The organism is Aureimonas sp. AU20 (assembly GCF_001442755.1).
Lineage (GTDB): Bacteria > Pseudomonadota > Alphaproteobacteria > Rhizobiales > Rhizobiaceae > Aureimonas.
Genome location: NZ_CP006367.1, coordinates 2,981,381 through 2,996,258, shown reverse-complemented (window position 1 = coordinate 2,996,258; position 14,878 = coordinate 2,981,381). Strand labels below are relative to the sequence as shown.

The window sequence follows — 14,878 nt, the reverse complement described above, 5'->3', positions numbered from 1 at the left end:
GGACGCGGGGCGGCCGGCGCTAGGTAGTGACGGGCAAAAGCAAGGGGAAAAAGGCTGCGATGGCGAAGGACGAGAACACCGCCGAGGTGTCGGCAAACCGGCCGCTGAACCGGCTCGACATGGATTCGAGCCTCGAAAAGGACGTTTACGAGAGCCGCCTGGAAGCCATCCAGCTGAAGTTCCGCGAGATCCAGCAGGCCTATCTCCACACCGGTGACAGCGCCGTGGTCGTGTTCGAAGGCTGGGACGCGGGTGGCAAGGGTGGAACGATCCGCCGCATGTCGGCCGTGATGGACCCGCGCGGCTTCAAGGTCTGGCCGATCGCCGCGCCGACGCCGCAGGATTTGCAGCACCACTATCTCTCGCGCTTCTGGGCGCGGCTGCCGGCCAAGGGCGAGATCTGCGTCTTCGACCGCTCGTGGTATGGGCGCGTCCTGGTGGAGCGCGTGGAGGGCTTTGCCAAGCCCGCCGAATGGGGCCGGGCCTATGACGAGATCAACGAGTTCGAGCGGCTGCTGACGGACGCGGGAACGCGGGTGTTGAAGCTCTTTCTGTTCATCACCGAGGACGAGCAGATGAAGCGCTTCGAGGATCGGATGGAGGACCCGCTGAAGCGTTGGAAGCTCTCCTACGAGGATTTCCGCAACCGCGACAAATGGGGCGAGTACGAAGACGCCGCCAACGAGATGCTGGAGCGCACCTCCAGCCGCTCCGCGCCCTGGCTGGTGGTGCCGGCCAACGACAAGCGCTTCGCCCGGATCGAGGCGCTCGGCACGATCGCCGACCGCTTGTCGGAGGGCGTCGATCTCTCGCCCAAGCCCGCCGACCCGAAGCTGGTCGAGCAGTACGAGCGCATGGTGGAGCGGGAGAAGAAGAAGCGGAAGGGATGAACCTCAGCGCAGGGCGCGCCGCATCGGCATCGCGTCGATCACCGCATTGAGACCGCCGATGTCGAAGGGCGCGTCCCGCCGCCATTTCACGCCGCCGTCCTTGCCGATCAGGATCGCCTCGAAAGGCGACGCGGCGGCCTGGCCGAAATGGCGGCGCAGTGCGGCGGCTTCGTGCCGAGCCTTCGGGTCGCCGTACAGGGTCTCCACCCGGTCGCCCGCAACACCGAGAACCACGAGCTCGCGCTCGGCTAGCGCCTCGCGGTCGGCCAGGAGCGTGCGGCTCTGGCGAACGAAGGCGGGATCGTCGGCCGAGGGCGCGAAGAGAACCAGGATGCGATTCTTCCATCGAAGCGCGTCGAGATCGCTTTGGGCGGAGGCCGTGGAAAGACCCGCCATCAAGATCAATGACGCCATGAGAAGGGTCCATTTCATCGGGGCTACCTTTCCAGCGCGTGTCGGATTCGAACCGACGAAGGCGAGAGATCGTTCCTGAACCCCGCCGACAAGTCCCTTGGCAGGCGAGGGGCGAGGCGATTAGCTCGGCACAACGATCAAGGGGACGATTCCATGGGCCTGACGGTAAGCGACCAGAACGCGCTGGTGGTGGTGGATGTGCAGAACGACTTCTGCCCCGGCGGCGCGCTGGCTGTCGTGGAGGGCGATGCGGTGGTGCCGCTTGCCAATACGCTGGCGCGGCGCTTCCGGAATGTGGTGCTGACGCAGGACTGGCACCCCGCCGGCCACGCCTCCTTCGCCTCGACGCATGGCGAGGCGCCATTCGAGACGGTGGAGCTGAGCTACGGCACGCAGGTTCTCTGGCCCGACCATTGCGTCCAGGGCACGGATGGCGCGGCCTTCCATCCCGGCCTCGACATTCCCCACGCGCGCGCGGTCATCCGCAAGGGCCTGAACCCTGCGGTGGACAGCTATTCCGGCTTCCGCGAAGCGGATCGCACGACGCCGACCGGCCTTGCCGGCTATCTCCGGGATCTCGGCGTCGGCCGCGTCTTTCTTTGCGGCCTCGCCACGGATTTCTGCGTCGCCTGGACGGGTTACGACGCGCGCGAGGCGGGGCTGGACGTGGTTCTGGTCGAGGATGCCTGCCGCGGCATCGATCTGGGTGGATCGCTGGCGCGCGCCCATGCCGAGATGGACGCACGCGGCATCATGCGAATCACATCGGCCGATCTCGGCTAGGAGACCGGCCGAGAACCAAGCTCAGGCCGCGTCGGCCTGGGCCGAGGTCTTGGGCTCGGACGTGCGCTCGATCCACTGCACGAAGCGGGAGATGTAGGCTTCCAGGAACGCCTTGGTGGCCTCGTCCTTGACCGAGCCGTCTTCCGCGAAGAGTTCGGGCTTGTACTGGAAATAGACCTCGGGCTGGCCCATCAGCACCACGTCCACAACGTTGAGGACGCTTTTCAGATGGTTCTGGCCCGCCGCCCCGCCGGCCGCGCCGGGTGAGGTGCCGACGAGACCGCCGGGCTTGGCCGCGAACGAATTCTGCCCATAAGGGCGGGTGCCCCAGTCGATGGCGTTCTTGAGCACGGCCGGGAAGGAGCGGTTGTATTCCGGCGAAACGAAGAGCACGGCGTCGGCCGAGGCGATGTCGTTCTTCAGCCGCGTGATGGAGGCCGGCAGGTTCTCGAACAGGTCGTCATTGTACATCGGCACGTCGCCGAGTTCGACGAAGCGGAATTCCAGACGCCCGGCGGCCAGCTTGCCCAGCGCTTCGGCGAACTTGCGGTTGATGGAGTCCTTGCGGAGCGAGCCGACGAGAACGGCGACCTGTTTCATCTCGAACCTCTTGGATCTACCCGGGAGCGGGTTTTTGCTGCGCGGAATGTCGCGACGCAGCAGCGATCGGTCAACGCCGCCGGGAGGAAACAATCCGTCACCCCCGACGGTACCGCTCGGCCCATTCAGACGGAGACCAGCTCGCGCGTTTCGTCGAACGAGATGTCGGGGTTGCGCTCTCGGGCGTAGCGGAGCTCCCAGTCGCTTTTGGGCAGAAACACGGGCCGCTCGTCGCGGTCGAGCGCGATGCTCATCGTGTTGTCTTTCATGAAGTCCTTGAGCTTGCGCTCGTCGGGCGAGGAGATCCAGCGCGCCGTGGCGTACGGTACGGTCTCGAAGCCGATGTCGGTCTTGTATTCGCCCCGGATGCGCGAGGCGAGAACGTCGAGCTGCAGCGGGCCGACGACTCCTACGATCCAGTTCGAGCCGAACATCGGCTTGAAGACCTGCACCAGACCCTCTTCCGCCAGATCCTCCAGCGCGCGGCGCAGCTGCTTCATGCGCATCGTGTCTTCCAGCCGCACACGGCGCATGACCTCGGGCGCGAAGGAGGGCAGGCCGGTGAAGCGGAAAGCCGCGCCCTCGGTCAGCGTGTCGCCGACGCGCAGCGTGCCGTGGTTGGGAATGCCGATCACGTCGCCGGCAAAGGCTTCCTCCGTCAGCGCGCGCTCCTGCGCGAAGAAGTAGATGGGATTGTTGACCGCCAGCGGCTTGCCCGAGCGAACATGGTTCAGCTTCATGCCGCGTTTGAAATGGCCGGAGCAGAAGCGAACGAACGCGACGCGGTCCCGGTGGTTCGGGTCCATATTAGCCTGGACCTTGAACACGAAGGCCGAGACCTCGTCGGTGGTCGGCGCCACCGGCCCCTTGTCGGAGGGCTGCGGGCGCGGCGGCGGGGCGAAGCGCGCCACGATGCGCAGGAGCTGGTCCACAGAGAAGTCGCGCAGCGCGCTGCCGAACACGACAGGCGTCAGGTGACCCTGCCGATAGGCCTCGACGTCGAAGCTGGCGTAACCCTCGCGCGCCAGCTCCGCTTCTTCCGCGAAGCGCTCCAGCACGTGGGGCGCGATCATCGAGGTAAAGGCCGGGTCGGTGAGCCCATCGACCTTCTTCAAGCTGTCACAAGGGCCGTTGGCGCGTGTCTTGGAGTAGATGAACTCGTCATGGGCGAAGTCGTAGCAACCCTGGAAGTCCGTCCCCATGCCGACCGGCCAGACCTGCGGCGAGACGGTGAGCGCCAGCGCTTCCTCGATCTCGTCCAGGACTTCGAACGGGCTGCGGCCTTCGCGGTCCACCTTGTTGACGAAGGTGATGATGGGAATGTCGCGCAGGCGGCAGATCTCGAAGAGCTTGCGCGTCTGCGACTCGATGCCCTTGGCCGCGTCCACCACCATGATGGCGCTGTCGACGGCGGTGAGCGTGCGATAGGTGTCTTCCGAGAAGTCGCTGTGGCCCGGCGTGTCGAGCAGGTTGAAGGTGATGCCCTCGCGCTCGAACGTCATCACCGAGGAGGTGACGGAGATGCCGCGCGACTGCTCGATTTCCATCCAGTCGGACCGGGCACGCCGGTTCTCGCCGCGCGCCTTCACGGCGCCCGCCATGTTGATGGCGCCGCCGGCCAGGAGCAGCTTCTCGGTCAGCGTTGTCTTGCCGGCGTCGGGGTGGGAGATGATGGCGAAGGTGCGACGGGCGGCATAGCCGGTCGGCACGGCGGACGCAGCCTGCGTCAGGTCCGTTGCGGCGCTCATGAATTCAGCCTCTGTGGTCTCAAGGGCCGCGATCACAGCGCGGCCGAAAATCACTCGTGCCGTCTCCATGCCGCTTGCGCGCCCTAGCTGCAAGCGCGGCGCCGCTTTTCTATTGCGCCTACAAGGGCGTGAGAAGAGGCTTGGAGGGCGAGAGGCCGGCGTTTGACCGGCCCCTCGCATATCATGTCTACTTGCCGAAGCTGATGCGCCAGAGCTGTGTCGGCAGGCTGGCGGGCGCGTCCGGCTTGAAGAAGGCGGAGTCCTGAATGTGCGAGGTCGTGACGTAGATCGAACCGTCCGTTGCTTCGCTGAACGTGTCCGGCCAGCGCAGACGGTCGTCCTTCACCAGGATTTCCGGCTTGGCCGCCGGGCCGGCGGCGAGGTCGCGCCGCTTCACCGCGTCCTCTTCCGGCGCGGTAACATACATCGCGCCGCTTTCGCGCCCGATCAGAAGGCCGTCGGCGACGCCGTTCTCGCCGAAGGGCTCCACCGCGCTGGACACGTCCTCGCCCTTGAGACCTGCTCCGACCAGCGTTTCGGTCGGGATGCGATAGAGCGTCTTGCCCTTGATCGCCTGCCAGTAGAGATGCTTCCCGTCCTTCGAAAGGGCGATGCCGTCCGCCGAGAACTCGACGCCGCGCCCGTCCGGCCGGCGCAGCGGCTTGCCGTCGGCTTTCACGGTGAGGCCTTTCTCGACCTGCGTCGAAGGGTGTCCGTCGAGCACGCGCTTTGTCTTGCCGCTTTCGAGGTCGACCACGAGAAGCGCACCCTTGGCGCCCGAATCGGTGATGAAGGCGTGGCGTCCGTCCGGCGAGAAACGAACGTCGTTGAGATAGGAGCCTTGGGGCGCCGCCGTCTCGTCGAATGCGATGGTCTGGCCGACCTTGTTGGTGGCGAGATCGACCCGCACCAGCTTCGGCCCGCCCGGCACGAGCAGCGCCTGCGCGGGCGCGGCGGCGTCCAACACCCAGACATGGCCGCGCCCGTCCGCCACGACGCTTTGGACGCAGACCCAATGGTTGGCCGGGTCCATCTCGTCCTTCTTGGCGTTGCGCCAAGCGTTCCAATCGTCGCTGGGATAGGGTTTCAGTGTGCCGGCTTTGGTCAGTTCGGCAACGGAAACCGGCGAATCCTCCGTCCAGCGCGGGAAGTTGACGAAGACGCGGCCGTCCTCGGCCACCGTCACGCCGGTCACCTGATGCGGAAAGTCGGCGAGCTTTTCCAGCTTGGGCGCGGCGGCTGGCGCCGCTGTCTGCGCCAGGGCCGCGGGGGCGGCGGAGAGGAGCGTCGCGGCCAACAGGGTGGAGGCGAGGTTCACTCGGCGAGCGTGGAAAGCCTGTCTCATGGGCCGACCCTCGCCGAGCCCGCTTCCGCGCGATGTTCGTCCTTCAAGGTGGTGCTGGCCGGCCCGCCGACGCTTTCGACGCCCCATTCGTCCCGCGCCTCGGCGCCCGTCCGGTTGAGCCGGACCTTCCCGTCCTCGACCGCGTCCACGCTATCCACATGGATGAAGTGATGCTCGCCGCCGGCCGCCGGGTCGGTGCGCGTCAGCTTGATGCGCGCGCCCTCGACGCGGTCCACCGTCCCGACATGATCGCCGTCGGAGCCCAGGATCTCCATATGCTCTTGGATGTGCGTGCTGTCCGCCATGGTCCAACCGTCTCGCTTTGAGGCTTCGGGGCGCCCGAGCGGGCGCCGTCCCAGCAGCAATCCGAAGCGGATGAGGCCGTTCCCGCCTCGTGAGGCGGCTGACGACTTTCGATGGGCGGCTCAGGAAACGCCGACCAGCTCGTCCGTCACCACTTCGAAACGCGACAGGATGGCCGAGCCGAAATTGGTGGAGAGGGCGACGTCCGTCGCGTCCCGGCCCGTGGCCATGAGGATGCGGCCGATGCGCGGGAAATTGTGCCGCGCGTCGAACGTGTACCAGCGGCCACCGAGATAGACCTGGAACCAGGCGCTGAAATCCATGGGCGAGGGAACGAAGCTCACGCCGATATCGCCGAGATAGCCCGTGCAGTAGCGCGCCGGCACGTTCATGCAGCGGCAGAGCGTCACCGCCAGATGCGCGAAGTCGCGGCACACGCCCGTCCGGTCGATCCAGCCGCCATAGGCCGAGCGAGTGGAATCGGCGTTCTGGTAGTTGAACGTGATGTGGTTGTGCACGTAGTCGCAGATCGCCTGCACCCGGCCCCAACCCGGTGCGGTGTAGCCGAACTGGCTCCAGGCGAAGCTGGCGAGCTTGTCCGTGTCGCAGTACCGGCTGCCCAGGAGGTAGACCAGCACCTCGTCCGGCAGGTCCTGCACCTCGTGCTGGATCGCGCCCCAGTTGACCTCGTCCGGCTCGCCCGTGTCCTGAATGTCGAAACTGGTGGTGATATGCGTGAGGCCCGGCGGCGCGACGATACGCGTGCAGCTGTTGCCGAACCCATCGGTGTATTTGCGCGGCTGGACATATTGGTCGAACTGCAGGACCTGCTCGGTCAAGAGATCGTGCCGCCGCGAGGGGTGGATGTCCAACATGAGCAGCATGGGCGTGGACTGAGCACACTCATACCCAAGCGTGAAGCCGGCCCTGATCCGCATTCGATACTCCTGGTTCCACGGCGAGGATCGCCGCTTCGCTATGAAGCCATCAAAACTGCACAGGTTCCAGTCTTTTAGAAATTTGCATCCTTGTTGAGCAGATGAGCCGGGGACAAGGAGGGAGGTGTTTCGTCTTCCGTCGTGACGTTCACTTGCACCTTCATGCCGAGACTGTCGGTGGAGGCGCCCGAGAATGTGCCCGACAGGGGCGTCGCCTGCGAGGGATCCCGCACCACGGCGACGCGGATCAAATCCCTGTTGCCGACGATGCCATTGGTGGGGTCGAACTCGATCCAGCCGGCGCCCGGCAGGAAGACCTGCGCCCAGGCATGGGTGGCGCCGCCACCCAGCGTGTCCGAACCGTCGCGGTCGGGAACGTAGATATAGCCGGTGACGAAACGCGCGGCGAAGCCGAGCGACCGCACCGCCTCCATCATGAAGAGCGCGAAGTCCCGGCAGGTCCCCTTGCGCGTCATCAGTGTCTCGAGCGGGGTCTGCGTGCCCTTCTCGTGCCGCCGCGCGTAGGAAAAGCTTTCGCGGATCGCGTAGCACAGCGTCATCAGAAGCTTGCCCGTGTCGGTGTGCCGCTCGCCCGGGGCGAGGAAGCGGCGCGCCCATTTGCCGATCTCGTCGCCGGGATCGGGATAATGGCGCTCGATCGTGCGGCCGAGATCGATCCGGTCGTCCGCGCCGTATTCGAACGGATAGGTCAGCACCTCGGGGTCGATGCGGAAGTCCGGCGCGGCCTGCGGGGAATGGTCCACCGTCAGCCGGGCGTCGAAAGACAGGCGCTTGGCCGTACCCTCGAAGCTGTAGAGCGCGACGCAATTGCCGAAGGCGTCGTGAATCCACCTCGTGTCGCTCGGCTTGGGCTCGATTTCCAGCGTGGACGAGATCAGGCGCTGATCGTAGCTGTCGCGCGGGCGAAACAGAAGCCGATGCTCGCCGAAGGACACCGGGCGGGCATAATAGAACACCGTCTTGTGGCGAACCGAGAAGACGGTCATTCCAGCACCTTCCATGAAGTCTAAAGACCTTGCTTAGCGGTTGCGAGGCCGGCCCGGCAAGCCGGCCGGCCCGCGAGCGGGGCGCGCCAGCCTCATTCTCGTCGCAGCCTCGGCCGATAGGCGTTGCCACCATCGCCTTCGCGATTGCACAATCGCAGCAGGCCCCATGCCCCTGTCGGAGACGTCGCCATGTCGGGACCGCGCATCGAAGCGCTCTTGTCGCAGATGACGCTGAGCGAGAAGATCGGCCAGCTCGTCATGCTGGCCGCCGGCTTTTCCGTGACCGGCCCGATCATCGGCGGCGACGCGTCCGGCGCGGTGCGCGAGGGGCGGGCGGGAAGCCTCCTCAACGTCTTCGGCCCCGGCGCGGTGCGCGACATTCAGCGCGTCGCGATCGAGCAGTCGCGCCTCAAGATCCCGCTGATCCTCGGCTTCGACGTTGTGCATGGGCATCGCACGGTGTTTCCCGTGCCGCTTGGCGAGGCGGCGGCCTTCGACCCCACGCTCTGGGAACAGACGGCGCGGGCCAGCGCGCGGGAGGCGGCGGCGGACGGCGTCGCCCTGACCTTCGCGCCCATGCTCGACGTGTCGCGCGACCCGCGCTGGGGCCGGGTCGTGGAAGGGGCGGGCGAGGACGCGTTCGTCCAGTCCCTGTTCGGCGCGGCCAAGGTGCGCGGCTTCGAGGGTGAGAGCCTTGGCGAAAGCGGCACTGTGGCCGCGACGGTCAAGCATTTCGTCGCCTATGGCGCGGCGTCGGCGGGCCGCGACTATGCCTCCACCGACATGTCCGAGCGCACGCTGCGGGAAACCTACCTGCCGCCCTTCCAGGCCGCGATCGCGGCCGGCTGCGCCGCCGTCATGCCCGCCTTTTCCGATCTGTCCGGCGTGCCGATGACCGCCAACGGGCCGCTTCTCGACGGCTGGCTGCGGGGCGAAGCGGGCTTCCGGGGCGTCGTGATCAGCGACTACAACGCCGTGGCCGAGCTTGTGGCGCATGGCGTCGCCACCGATCTGGCGGAAGCGGCCGCGTTGGCGCTGCGGGCGGGCGTCGACATCGACATGATGAGCGGCGCCTACGAGCAGGGCCTGCCGCTGGCGCTGCAGCGCGGGCTGGTGACGCTCGGTGAGATCGAGGCGAGCGTGCGGCGCGTGCTGGAGCTCAAGGAGCGGCTCGGCCTGTTCGACGATCCCATGCGCGGGTTGGGCGCGGACGGGGCGGCGCCCTTGATGGCGGCGCATCGCGAGCTGGCGCGGGAGGCCGCGCGGCGCTCCGCCGTTCTCCTGCGCAATCGCGGCGACATTCTTCCCCTATCGGAGCGGCCCCAGCGCATCGCCCTGATCGGCCCGCTGGCCGATGCGCCGACCGACATGATGGGCAGCTGGTCGGGCGCGGGCGAGGCGCGCGACAGCGTCACCGTTCTCGATGGCCTGCGCGCCGCGCGGCCCGATTGCGATATCGGCCATGCGCGCGGCGTCGGCGTGGACGAAGCCGACGAATCGGGCCCCGACGCCGCTCTGGCCCTGGCGCGCGAGGCCGATCTGGTGATCCTCGCCATTGGCGAAGCGCGCGACATGAGCGGCGAGGCGGCAAGCCGGACGGGGCTCGACCTGCCGGGGGACCAGGCCAATTTCGCCCGCGCGGTGCTGGACCTCGGCCGGCCGACCGTTGTCCTCCTGTCCTCCGGCCGGCCGCTCGCGGTGCCCTGGCTGTTCGAGCGGGCGGGCGCGGTGCTCGCCACCTGGTTTCTCGGCAGCGAGGCCGGCCATGCCGTCGCCGACCTCCTGACCGGTCGCGCCTCGCCCTCCGGCCGACTGCCGATCACCTGGCCGCGCTCGGTCGGTCAGGTGCCGATCTTCTTCGGCGAGCGTCCCTCCGGGCGCCCGGCCTCGGACGGGCACTACACCAGCAAATATATCGACCTGCCGACGACGCCGCTCTTCGCCTTCGGCTACGGCCTGACCTATGGCCGCGTCTCCTATTCCGCGCTCGGCGTCGAGCCGCCGAGACCGAGGCGAGGGGACACGATCACGGTGGCGGTGGACCTCTTCAACGACGGCGAGCACCCGGCCGAGGAAACGGTCTTTCTCTTCATTCGCAAGCCCGTGGCGCGCGTCGCCCGGCCGCTGCTCGAACTGAAAGGCTTCAGCCGGCTCAGCCTTGCTCCCGGCGAGCGGGCGCGCACCGTGATGGCGCTGCCCGTTTCGGCGCTGGCCTTTCCCGGCCCGGACCTCCGGCCCGCTGTCGAGCCCGGAGACTATGAAATTCTCGTCGGGCCTTCGGCGGACCGGGCGCAGCTCCTGCGGCAGGTCGTCCATGTCGAGGAAGGGGGGGCGTGATGCGGGAGACGAAGCGGGATCGCCGGTTTCAGCCGACCCGGCGCGACGTTCTTGCCGGCGGCCTTGCCCTAGCGGGGGCGGGCCTTGTCGGCGCGACGGGCGCGGGAGCGACCGCGCCGGAGGGCGCGAGAGGTCGGCTGATTCTCACCCTGGAGACGGCGGGTCCTGTTTCGGCGGAGGCGGCGCTGGCGCAGGCCGCCCCCTTGCTGGTCCGTGAAGGATTCGCGATCGACGCCGTGGATCTCCTCGTGGCGGACGGCACGCGCCCGGCTGGCTTTGCGGGGCGGCTTCTCACGCCCGCCGCCTTGACCGCGCTGCCGCCGGAAAGGCTGGCCCGCCTGCTTGCCGAGCCGGGGCCGGCTCAGATCACCGCGCCCTGGTCCATCGCGCCCCCGCCGACGGGTTTGGCGCTGGATCGCCTCGCAACGCTTCTCGGCTTGGTGCCGGAACTTGCCTGCTGCGTCGTCGCGCTTAGCGGCATGAAGCGTCTGCACGCCGATGGCCAAATCCGGTTCGAAGCCTCGCTGGCACCGTTCGCGCGGACGCTTCGCGGCTAATGCGGACTCGCCGGTTTGTTCGGGGGGAGACGGCGAAACGACACCGCCTTGACGATGGCGAAGACGGTGCGCCCAACGGCGAGGTCCAGCTCTTCCACCGAGCGACGGGTGATGCGGGCGAGGACGATGTCGCCCGAGCAGTCCAACCGGAGATCCGCGCTCGTCGGGTCCGCCGAGTCGATGGAAAGGATGCGGCCCGGCGCGATGTTGAGCGCGCTCAGGCCCGCTGGCGGCCGTGTCGCGATCATCACGTCCCGCGCCCGAATGCGAAGGCGGAGCGACGCACCGATCGGGGCATCGAGGCTCGGAAGCTGGAACACCGCTCCCGCGAGCGCGACGGCCGTCAGCCCATAGGGGCGGTCGTGCGACAGGACCCTTCCGGCGAGTTCGCTGCCGGGCTCCTGATCCGCTGCCAAAGGGAAGAGATCGAGCCGGTCCATGACGCTACGCGCAGGCCCTTCGGTCACGACCCGGCCATTCGCCAGCATGACGAGATGCGAGGCGAGCCGGCGCACTTCGGTCACGGAATGGCTGACATAGAGAATCGGCACGCCGGCCTCGTCCCGCAGTCGCTCGATATAGGGGATGATCTCGGCCTTGCGCGCTTCATCCAGCGCGGCCAGCGGCTCGTCCATCAGGAGAAGCCGAGGGCTGGCGAGGAGCGCCCGGCCGATCGCCACCCGCTGCTTTTCCCCGCCCGAAAGCCCGGCGGGCCGCCGCCCGAGCAGGGCCGACAGGCCGAGGAGATCGACCACCGCCTCGAGCTCCGTCCGGCGCTCGGCGCTCGGCGCGAACCAGCGGCCGAACAGGAGATTTTGGCGCACGCTGAGATGCGGAAAAAGCCGGGCGTCCTGAAACACGTAGCCGATGCGGCGGCGATGGGCGGGCAAGAAAAGCCCGCGCGCCGTGTCGCAGAGAACGCGATCGTCGATCGCGATCCGCCCCGCGTCAGGCTTGGCGAGACCGGCGACGAGATTGACCAGCGACGTCTTGCCCGAGCCCGATTGCCCGAACAGGACGGTCAGCCGCCCCTCGGCGCGAAAGCGGATGTCGAGATCGAAGGCGCCGAGCCGCTGCTGAACGTCGATGTCGAGGCTCATGCGGCGGAGACCCGGCGGCCGAGCCGCGCCGCCAGCCATTCCGACGCGATGAGCGCGCCCATGGACAGGGCCACCGACAGCGCCGTCAGGCGCAGCGCGGCGCCGTCGCCGCCGGGAACCTGGGTCAGCGTGTAGATTGCGGCGGGCAGGGTCTGCGTCTGGCCGGGAATGTTGGAGACGAAGGTGATTGTCGCGCCGAATTCGCCCATCGCCTTGGCGAAGGCGAGGATCATGCCCGCGAGGATTCCCGGCGCGACCAGCGGCAGGGTGACGGTGAGGAACACAAAAGCGGGGCTCGCGCCGAGCGTTGCGCCCGCGTCCTCCAGCTTGCGGTCCACCGCCTCCAGCGACAGGCGCATGGCGCGCACCATGAGCGGGAAGCCCATGATAGCCGAGGCCAGCGCCGCCCCGGTCCACCGAAACGAGAAGACGAGGCCGAACCAGGATTCGAAGAAGGCGCCGAGCGGGCCGCGCCGACCGAAGAGAATCAGCAGCAGATAGCCGGTGACCACCGGCGGCAGAACCAGCGGCAGATGGACGATCCCGTTGAGCACCGTCTTGCCGGGGAAGCGCACCCGCGCCAGAAGCCAGGCGACCAGCAAGCCGAAGGGCAAGCTGGCCAGCGTCGCGACGCTGGCCACCAGAAGGCTCAGCCGCACGGCCGTCCATTCTTCCGGGCTGAAGGCCCACCAGGGTTCCATGAGCGCGTCTGCCGCTGCGTGCGCTAGCAGTTCGTCGGCAGGATGCTGAAGCCCTGCTGGCGGAACAGGGCCTTCGGCTTCTCGCTCTTCAGGAAGGCCAGACAGGCGCGCGCGTCCTCAAGACCACAAGCGGCGAAACCCTTCGCCAGCCATTCCCGAATCGACATGCGTGATTCCCCGTCCCGATATATCGATCTGGATATAGCGGGAATTTTCGGCGGGAAAGACGGGTCCGGCCGGGCGGGGACAAATCCCGCACCCGCAAATAGAAAAGGCCGGCACGAGGGCCGGCCTGTCCGAACGTTGCGGGTTCGGTTTCGTCAGAGGCTGCGAAGCGTCGCGTCGGTTCCGATCACCGCGCCGCCGCCGTTGGTTCCGGTCTGGATGTCGGTCACCGTCCCGATGCCGGGCGCGGAGGAGCCGACCTTGACGCGAACGAGATTGTCGCGCGTCGCCAGGAGAGCCTCGCCCTTGAAGATCTGGACGATCTGGTAGTCGCTGGGCTTGGCCTGTGCCGCCGACGCGACGCTGACCACGGGCATGGGAACGGGGATGCCCTCGTTCGCGGGGGATTCGGCTTCGGCGGTTCGGCCTGGCGCGTGGCTGGAGGCCTGCGTCAGGAGATAGGTGCCGCCGGCGGCCGACACGAGGGCGAAGGCGAGGGCACCGCCCGCCATGATCTTGACCTTGCGCGACAGGCCACGCTTGGCAGGCTTGCCGCCCTCTGCGGTTTGCGCCGTCGCCGCTTTTATCTTCTTCGCCACCGTCTGCTCCATTCGCGGTTCGAACATGGGGCGAGGATGGGCGGGGCGCGTGCAGGACGAATGGAGAAACTCGTTAAACTGCGAGCCATCCGCAGCCATACGGCATGTCCGGGCCTGCCGAGGCCGGGTTGCATCGCCGCATGGTGAAAGCCTCGGAACCACAGGGCGCGCGATTTATCTCGAATTGAATCCTCTGCAAGCGGCGCAACCCTGAGAAGAATCACCTGAGGTTCTCGCCTGCCCGTCATCGACAGGAGCGGTGCCGCGCGGCATTGTCGCGGCTTCCGGCTGTTGGCGCGTCGATGCGGGCTGCCGGCAGGGAGCGTTCGGTCCATGGCGGTGGTTCGGTTGCAGCAGCTCGATGCCTTGCGCGGTCTCGCAGCGGCGAGCGTGGTGCTCTACCACTTCACGGCCGGTTATCCCCTGCGCTTCGACTGGCTGGGCGCGCCACCGGCGCTGAGCGTGCCCTGGGGCGGTTTCGCGGTGCGCGTCTTCTTCGTCATCAGCGGCTTCGTGATTCTCATGACGCTGGAGCGCTCGGCCGGTCTCGGCGCCTTCATGCGCGCTCGCTTCGCCCGCCTTTATCCCGCCTATGCCGCCTGCCTCTTTCTCACATTCGGCCTCATCGCCGCGACGGGCTTCAACCCACGGTCCGTCAGCGGTGAGGACGCGCTGGCCAGCCTGACCATGGCGCCGACCTTGATCGGCTTCGGCCATGTCGAGGCCGCCTATTGGACTTTGACGCGCGAGATTGGCTTCTACGCCTTGGCGGGCTGCGCCTTCTTCGGGCTCGGGGCGCGGCATTTCGATCGCTTCGTGGTGGCTTGGCTGCTCTTCTCCGTCGCGGCGAATCTCAGTTTCGCCGGGCGCAATTTCTATGCGCCGCAGACGCCGATCGACGTCCTCTCGATCGTCCTGAACGTTCAGTTTCCTATCTCTTCGCGCTTGGCCTCTTCGCCTGCCGGCTTTATCGCAGGCAGGGGACATCGCTGGTCATCCTCGGCATCGGCCTTGCCTTCGTGGCGTCGGCCGTTTCTGAATGGCCGGTCCTGCAACGGCTAGACCTTACGGCTCCGGCGAAGACGCTGCTTTATGCCGCTCTCGTCTTCGCCTGCGCCAAAGGCTGGCTTCGTCCGCTGAACAATCGCGTCTGCCTCGGTCTAGGCGCTCTGTCCTACGCCCTTTATCTCGTCCACGAGACGATCGGCTTCTTCGTGATCCGACAGCTTCAACAGGCGGGCGTCTCTGCTTCGCTCTCCATTCTTACGGCCCTGCTCGTCGTCGGTCTCCTGGCTTTCGCCGTCCGCGCGCTTGTCGAGGTTCCCGCACAGCGCGTTCTCGCGCCATCGCGGCGCCCGCAACTCGCCTGAGACGAGACGGAGCGCGCTATC

The 14,878-nt window shown here is 67.5% G+C and carries 16 protein-coding genes and 1 pseudogene; 6 read left to right on the top strand and 11 right to left on the bottom strand.

The window, feature by feature from the left end:
- Positions 1-59 precede the first annotated feature (59 nt).
- Complete coding sequence (locus M673_RS13520) at positions 60-890, top strand: polyphosphate kinase 2 family protein (RefSeq protein WP_061976528.1); 831 nt, start codon at positions 60-62, stop codon at positions 888-890.
- A 3-nt stretch (positions 891-893) separates the two neighbouring features.
- On the opposite strand, the gene M673_RS13515 is transcribed toward M673_RS13520, so the two are convergent.
- On the bottom strand, positions 894-1,322 hold the full coding sequence (locus tag M673_RS13515; RefSeq protein ID WP_061976527.1) for a DUF4174 domain-containing protein: 429 nt from the start codon (positions 1,320-1,322) through the stop codon (positions 894-896).
- A 135-nt stretch (positions 1,323-1,457) separates the two neighbouring features.
- Here M673_RS13515 and pncA point away from each other — a divergent pair, with 135 nt between their 5' ends.
- Positions 1,458-2,087, top strand: coding sequence for a bifunctional nicotinamidase/pyrazinamidase (gene pncA, locus M673_RS13510; protein ID WP_061976526.1), 630 nt, complete (start codon positions 1,458-1,460; stop codon positions 2,085-2,087).
- Between the two features lie 21 nt (positions 2,088-2,108).
- Here pncA and M673_RS13505 read toward each other — a convergent pair whose 3' ends face one another.
- From M673_RS13505 to M673_RS13480, 6 genes and pseudogenes are all read right to left on the bottom strand, one after another.
- Complete coding sequence (locus M673_RS13505; protein WP_061976525.1) at positions 2,109-2,687, bottom strand: NADPH-dependent FMN reductase; 579 nt, start codon at positions 2,685-2,687, stop codon at positions 2,109-2,111.
- A 125-nt stretch (positions 2,688-2,812) separates the two neighbouring features.
- Complete coding sequence (locus M673_RS13500; protein ID WP_061977846.1) at positions 2,813-4,435, bottom strand: peptide chain release factor 3; 1,623 nt, start codon at positions 4,433-4,435, stop codon at positions 2,813-2,815.
- Positions 4,436-4,622: 187 nt separating this feature from the next.
- A complete protein-coding gene (locus M673_RS13495) occupies positions 4,623-5,780 on the bottom strand; it encodes an SMP-30/gluconolactonase/LRE family protein (RefSeq protein ID WP_061976524.1) in 1,158 nt (385 codons plus the stop codon).
- 83 nt (positions 5,781-5,863) lie between these two features.
- Positions 5,864-6,085 (bottom strand): annotated as a pseudogene (locus M673_RS13490) (DUF2171 domain-containing protein); the annotation flags it as partial.
- A gap of 120 nt (positions 6,086-6,205) precedes the next feature.
- The gene (locus tag M673_RS13485; RefSeq protein ID WP_061976523.1) at positions 6,206-7,021 is read right to left on the bottom strand and encodes a transglutaminase-like domain-containing protein; all 816 of its coding nucleotides are present in this window, start codon (positions 7,019-7,021) and stop codon (positions 6,206-6,208) included.
- Positions 7,022-7,095: 74 nt separating this feature from the next.
- Complete coding sequence (locus M673_RS13480; RefSeq protein ID WP_061976522.1) at positions 7,096-8,028, bottom strand: transglutaminase family protein; 933 nt, start codon at positions 8,026-8,028, stop codon at positions 7,096-7,098.
- A 189-nt stretch (positions 8,029-8,217) separates the two neighbouring features.
- Here M673_RS13480 and M673_RS13475 point away from each other — a divergent pair, with 189 nt between their 5' ends.
- On the top strand, positions 8,218-10,365 hold the full coding sequence (locus M673_RS13475; RefSeq protein ID WP_061976521.1) for a glycoside hydrolase family 3 N-terminal domain-containing protein: 2,148 nt from the start codon (positions 8,218-8,220) through the stop codon (positions 10,363-10,365).
- On the top strand, positions 10,365-10,922 hold the full coding sequence (locus M673_RS13470; protein ID WP_061976520.1) for a hypothetical protein: 558 nt from the start codon (positions 10,365-10,367) through the stop codon (positions 10,920-10,922). Before M673_RS13475 ends, M673_RS13470 begins: the two co-directional genes overlap by 1 nt.
- Here M673_RS13470 and modC read toward each other — a convergent pair.
- From modC to M673_RS13455, 4 genes are all read right to left on the bottom strand, one after another.
- Complete coding sequence (gene modC / locus M673_RS13465; protein ID WP_061977845.1) at positions 10,919-12,022, bottom strand: molybdenum ABC transporter ATP-binding protein; 1,104 nt, start codon at positions 12,020-12,022, stop codon at positions 10,919-10,921. The genes M673_RS13470 and modC overlap by 4 nt on opposite strands.
- Entirely contained in the window at positions 12,019-12,723 is a 705-nt protein-coding gene (gene modB / locus M673_RS13460; protein ID WP_061976519.1) for a molybdate ABC transporter permease subunit, read from the bottom strand. The genes modC and modB overlap by 4 nt, the downstream gene beginning before the upstream one ends.
- Before the next feature lie 23 nt (positions 12,724-12,746).
- Positions 12,747-12,890, bottom strand: a complete 144-nt coding sequence (locus tag M673_RS24640) for a hypothetical protein (RefSeq protein ID WP_156421133.1) — start codon at positions 12,888-12,890, stop codon at positions 12,747-12,749.
- A gap of 153 nt (positions 12,891-13,043) precedes the next feature.
- On the bottom strand, positions 13,044-13,487 hold the full coding sequence (locus M673_RS13455) for a hypothetical protein (RefSeq protein ID WP_148640070.1): 444 nt from the start codon (positions 13,485-13,487) through the stop codon (positions 13,044-13,046).
- A 333-nt stretch (positions 13,488-13,820) separates the two neighbouring features.
- Here M673_RS13455 and M673_RS13450 point away from each other — a divergent pair, with 333 nt between their 5' ends.
- Positions 13,821-14,549 (top strand): acyltransferase family protein, encoded by a 729-nt coding sequence (locus M673_RS13450; RefSeq protein WP_061976517.1) that lies wholly within the window; start codon positions 13,821-13,823, stop codon positions 14,547-14,549.
- On the top strand, positions 14,507-14,857 hold the full coding sequence (locus M673_RS13445) for a hypothetical protein (protein WP_061976516.1): 351 nt from the start codon (positions 14,507-14,509) through the stop codon (positions 14,855-14,857). Before M673_RS13450 ends, M673_RS13445 begins: the two co-directional genes overlap by 43 nt.
- The last annotated feature ends 21 nt before the right edge of the window (positions 14,858-14,878 follow it).

Coding starts and splice junctions, on each gene's coding strand:
- modB (WP_061976519.1), bottom strand. CDS start 12,723: ATGGAACCCTGGTGGGCCTTCAGCCCGGAAGAATGGACGGCCGTGCGG.
- M673_RS13505 (WP_061976525.1), bottom strand. CDS start 2,687: ATGAAACAGGTCGCCGTTCTCGTCGGCTCGCTCCGCAAGGACTCCATC.
- pncA (WP_061976526.1), top strand. CDS start 1,458: ATGGGCCTGACGGTAAGCGACCAGAACGCGCTGGTGGTGGTGGATGTG.
- modC (WP_061977845.1), bottom strand. CDS start 12,022: ATGAGCCTCGACATCGACGTTCAGCAGCGGCTCGGCGCCTTCGATCTC.
- M673_RS13475 (WP_061976521.1), top strand. CDS start 8,218: ATGTCGGGACCGCGCATCGAAGCGCTCTTGTCGCAGATGACGCTGAGC.
- M673_RS13450 (WP_061976517.1), top strand. CDS start 13,821: ATGGCGGTGGTTCGGTTGCAGCAGCTCGATGCCTTGCGCGGTCTCGCA.
- M673_RS13470 (WP_061976520.1), top strand. CDS start 10,365: ATGCGGGAGACGAAGCGGGATCGCCGGTTTCAGCCGACCCGGCGCGAC.
- M673_RS13480 (WP_061976522.1), bottom strand. CDS start 8,028: ATGACCGTCTTCTCGGTTCGCCACAAGACGGTGTTCTATTATGCCCGC.
- M673_RS13515 (WP_061976527.1), bottom strand. CDS start 1,322: ATGAAATGGACCCTTCTCATGGCGTCATTGATCTTGATGGCGGGTCTT.
- M673_RS13495 (WP_061976524.1), bottom strand. CDS start 5,780: ATGAGACAGGCTTTCCACGCTCGCCGAGTGAACCTCGCCTCCACCCTG.
- M673_RS24640 (WP_156421133.1), bottom strand. CDS start 12,890: ATGTCGATTCGGGAATGGCTGGCGAAGGGTTTCGCCGCTTGTGGTCTT.
- M673_RS13520 (WP_061976528.1), top strand. CDS start 60: ATGGCGAAGGACGAGAACACCGCCGAGGTGTCGGCAAACCGGCCGCTG.
- M673_RS13500 (WP_061977846.1), bottom strand. CDS start 4,435: ATGAGCGCCGCAACGGACCTGACGCAGGCTGCGTCCGCCGTGCCGACC.
- M673_RS13485 (WP_061976523.1), bottom strand. CDS start 7,021: ATGCGGATCAGGGCCGGCTTCACGCTTGGGTATGAGTGTGCTCAGTCC.